We start from the raw sequence: 2,217 nt of genomic DNA on the forward strand, positions 1-2,217 counted from the left end.
CGTTGCGCGCCGCGCTCGCGCCGCTGGCCGCCTGAGGCCGCCGTTGCCGCCAAGCCGCGATCGGCCGCCACTCGCGCGCGTCGCCTGCGGTAAAATCGCGCCTTCACTCCGCGCCGTGCCGGCGCGTCACTCGAAGGTCGAAAGCAGATGGAAGTTCACAAGGAAGTGGATGCGCGCGGGTTGAACTGCCCGCTGCCGATCCTGCGCGCCAAGAAGGCGCTTGCCGATATGGAAAGCGGCCAGATTCTCAAGGTGCTCGCCACCGATCCCGGTTCGCAGCGCGATTTCGCCGCGTTCGCGAAGCAAACGGGCAACGAGATCGTCGAATCGACCACCCAGGACAAGACGTTCGTGTTCCTGATGCGCCGCCGCTGATCCGCCGCGCACCCATGAAAAATGCCGCCCGGGCTTCGGCCCCGGCGGCATTTTTCATGGTCCGGCCGCGCGCCGTAAACCGCGTGCGAGCCTGCGTAATGCGTTTAAATACCGCGCCGCACATCGTGCCGAATCCTCCCGGAATGCGTTAACGCACCGCGCCCGTTTTCACCGGCCCGTCAATCGCATGCCGATTACAGTCCGATTGCATGCCGGTTATCGCGCGACGAATCGATGCGAAACCGGCGTCGCACACGTCCCGCGAATTTCAAGCCCAGCACGTCATTACGGTAAATTGAACGATTCGAAATGCGACGATTCGGAGAAAATCGGCGGCGATCCGCAATGCATGGAATCGAATCGCGGAGATTGTCGGCTCGATTATTAACGATCTGACAATGTTTAAACGAAGTTTGATCTAACGCTCCTTATACTGCACTGCAACGCTTGACGCGAACGGCGGAAAACGCCGCACCAGGGAGAGAGCATGTTCTTCAGGCCAGGAACGGTCCGGATTCCGTTTGCCGCACCGCTCAAGGCGCGCGATCGGGCGCGCGCGATGCAGCGCATCGGGCTGGACCCGTCGCGCGATCGCCATGCGCGCGCCGCGCTCGAAGCCTATGCCGACGCCTGCGCGGCCGACATGCCGTGGCTGGCCGAATGGCTCGGCGAGATGCTCGGCCAGCCGGGGCCGGTTCTGACGCGCTGCGCGCCCACCGTGATCCGCGTGTTCGATCAGGCGCAGGCCTGGGCGGCCGAGCAGCCGGATTACGCGCGCACTGCCTGGGAGCACGTGCGCGGCCAGCTTCACGCGGCGCTGGCCGAGCGCAGCGTGCTGGCCGGCGAGGACGACGCCGGCAACGGCGCGCACGACGATCGCGACGAGGCCGCCGCGCCGCCCAACCCGGTGCGCTAGGCGGCGCGGATCGAAAGGACGGCCTGGCCGCTCGCGGGCCGCCCGGCGATGACGGCCTCGGTGGACGTCCTGATTTTGAGAAAAGAGGCGATCCGGACACAATGGCGGCATAGCGTCGCGTTGTGTCGAGTCGTGCCGGTTCCGACCGGGAACGCGGGGGGCGGCAGCCGCCGCCGCCGCCGCATTGCGGGGTGTTATGAGAATTGCTGTATTGGACGACGACGAAGCGCAGACCGATTTCGTCAGCCAGACGCTGACCGCGGTCGGCCATACCTGCTACGCCTTCAGCGAGGGCAAGGTGCTGAAGAAGCGCCTGCAGCGCGAGACCTTCGATCTGCTGGTGCTGGACTGGAACGTGCCGGACCTCTCGGGCGAGGAACTGCTGAAGTGGGTGCGCGAGCAGCAGGTCGAGCATCGGCTGCCGATCATCTTCATGACGAGCCGCGACGACGAGGCCGGCATCACCGCGATCCTGAACGCCGGCGCCGACGATTACGTCGTCAAGCCGGTGTCGGGCGGGATCCTGCGCGCGCGCATCGGTTCGCTGCTGCGCCGCGCCTATCCGGCCCGTTCCGAATCGGTGATGCGCGAATTCGACAACTACCGCTTCGACACGAACCTGAAGCAGGCCTTCGTCGGCGATCAGCCGGTCAGCCTGACGCAGAAGGAGTTCGATCTGGCGCTGCTGCTGTTCCAGCACGTCGATCAGCCGCTGTCGCGCGCGCACATTCTCGATCTGGTCTGGAAGCAGGCCACCGACATCCCGTCGCGAACCATGGACACCCACGTCTCGATGCTGCGCACCAAGCTCGCGCTGCGGCCCGAGAACGGTTACCGGCTCGCGCCGATCTACGGCTACGGCTACCGGCTCGAACGGCTGCCACTGGGCGCCGCCGAATGACCCGCGCGCAATCCGCCGCGATCGC

3 protein-coding genes are annotated in these 2,217 nt (G+C 65.9%); all 3 read left to right on the plus strand.

Features of this window, described 5'->3' with window-relative positions:
- Positions 1-147 precede the first annotated feature (147 nt).
- The 3 genes from G3N92_RS33020 to G3N92_RS33030 all read left to right on the plus strand — a co-directional run bounded on the left by G3N92_RS33020 (position 148) and on the right by G3N92_RS33030 (position 2,192).
- Positions 148-375 carry a sulfurtransferase TusA family protein gene (locus tag G3N92_RS33020; RefSeq protein ID WP_206131713.1) on the plus strand — a complete coding sequence of 76 codons (228 nt, stop codon included), beginning with the start codon at positions 148-150 and terminating at the stop codon, positions 373-375.
- 487 nt (positions 376-862) lie between these two features.
- Positions 863-1,291, plus strand: a complete 429-nt coding sequence (locus tag G3N92_RS33025; RefSeq protein ID WP_241015180.1) for a hypothetical protein — start codon at positions 863-865, stop codon at positions 1,289-1,291.
- Between the two features lie 196 nt (positions 1,292-1,487).
- Positions 1,488-2,192 (plus strand): response regulator transcription factor, encoded by a 705-nt coding sequence (locus G3N92_RS33030; RefSeq protein WP_206131714.1) that lies wholly within the window; start codon positions 1,488-1,490, stop codon positions 2,190-2,192.
- The last annotated feature ends 25 nt before the right edge of the window (positions 2,193-2,217 follow it).

The organism is Burkholderia sp. Ac-20379 (assembly GCF_017104645.1).
GTDB lineage: Bacteria > Pseudomonadota > Gammaproteobacteria > Burkholderiales > Burkholderiaceae > Burkholderia.

Excerpts from the sequence above, each read along its gene's own strand:
- G3N92_RS33020 (WP_206131713.1), top strand. The coding sequence starts at position 148 with ATGGAAGTTCACAAGGAAGTGGATGCGCGCGGGTTGAACTGCCCGCTG.
- G3N92_RS33025 (WP_241015180.1), top strand. The coding sequence starts at position 863 with ATGTTCTTCAGGCCAGGAACGGTCCGGATTCCGTTTGCCGCACCGCTC.
- G3N92_RS33030 (WP_206131714.1), top strand. The coding sequence starts at position 1,488 with ATGAGAATTGCTGTATTGGACGACGACGAAGCGCAGACCGATTTCGTC.